This is a genomic window from Acinetobacter sp. YH12116, assembly GCF_013418895.1.
GTDB lineage: Bacteria > Pseudomonadota > Gammaproteobacteria > Pseudomonadales > Moraxellaceae > Acinetobacter > Acinetobacter indicus.
This window is the reverse complement of record NZ_VPBE01000069.1, coordinates 1-1,317: the sequence shown is the minus strand read 5'-3', so window position 1 is coordinate 1,317 and position 1,317 is coordinate 1. Positions and strand designations below refer to the sequence as shown.

Annotated in this window: 2 protein-coding genes; both read left to right on the top strand. The window is 57.9% G+C overall.

From position 1 onward, the window contains the following. Positions 1–864 (top strand): MFS transporter (locus FTU54_RS15095; RefSeq protein WP_180074914.1); only part of this gene is annotated, 864 nt, incomplete at its 5' end. A 27-nt stretch (positions 865–891) separates the two neighbouring features. Further along, entirely contained in the window at positions 892–1,197 is a 306-nt protein-coding gene (locus FTU54_RS15090) for a LysR family transcriptional regulator (RefSeq protein ID WP_001255015.1), read from the top strand. Positions 1,198–1,317 lie beyond the last annotated feature (120 nt).

The following is a 1,317-nucleotide window of genomic DNA, read 5'->3' as shown; positions in this document are numbered from 1 at the left end:
GCCATGCTGGTGGCGACGTTCGCGACGGTTCGCGACGTTTATGCCAACCGTCCTGAGGGTGTCGTCATCTACGGCCTTTTCAGTTCGATGCTGGCGTTCGTGCCTGCGCTCGGCCCTATCGCCGGAGCATTGATCGGCGAGTTCTTGGGATGGCAGGCGATATTCATTACTTTGGCTATACTGGCGATGCTCGCACTCCTAAATGCGGGTTTCAGGTGGCACGAAACCCGCCCTCTGGATCAAGTCAAGACGCGCCGATCTGTCTTGCCGATCTTCGCGAGTCCGGCTTTTTGGGTTTACACTGTCGGCTTTAGCGCCGGTATGGGCACCTACTTCGTCTTCTTCTCGACGGCTCCCCGTGTGCTCATAGGCCAAGCGGAATATTCCGAGATCGGATTCAGCTTTGCCTTCGCCACTGTCGCGCTTGTAATGATCGTGACAACCCGTTTCGCGAAGTCCTTTGTCGCCAGATGGGGCATCGCAGGATGCGTGGCGCGTGGGATGGCGTTGCTTGTTTGCGGAGCGGTCCTGTTGGGGATCGGCGAACTTTACGGCTCGCCGTCATTCCTCACCTTCATCCTACCGATGTGGGTTGTCGCGGTCGGTATTGTCTTCACGGTGTCCGTTACCGCGAACGGCGCTTTGGCAGAGTTCGACGACATCGCGGGATCAGCGGTCGCGTTCTACTTCTGCGTTCAAAGCCTGATAGTCAGCATTGTCGGGACATTGGCGGTGGCACTTTTAAACGGTGACACAGCGTGGCCCGTGATCTGTTACGCCACGGCGATGGCGGTACTGGTTTCGTTGGGGCTGGTGCTCCTTCGGCTCCGTGGGGCTGCCACCGAGAAGTCGCCAGTCGTCTAACCGACGACTGGTAGCAGGCCCGCTCCGATGCGGCGCACTAACCATCGAAACCTCGTGAATGTCGGTATCCTGTCTGGCAGGATACCGCTCATTTCCCTTGTTCAGTTCATCGCCGTCGCCGAGCATCTGAATTTTCGGCATGCGGCCAAGGCACTTGGTATCAGCCAGTCGAGCGTCAGCGCGCGTGTGAAAGCGCTGGAGGATAACCTTGGTGTCCTGCTATTTGAGCGCCATGCGCGGGGCGTTCGGCTAACAGACGCAGGCAGGCACTTCATGGAGCGTGTCACGGCGGGTGTCGATCAACTCGATCACGCAGTGAAGACCGCGGAGTGACGGGCACTGGCTGGCAATGTCTAGCAACGGCAGGCATTTCGGCTGAGGGTAAAAGAACTTTCCGCTAAGCGATAGACTGTATGTAAACACAGTATTGCAAGGACGCGGAACATGCCTCAT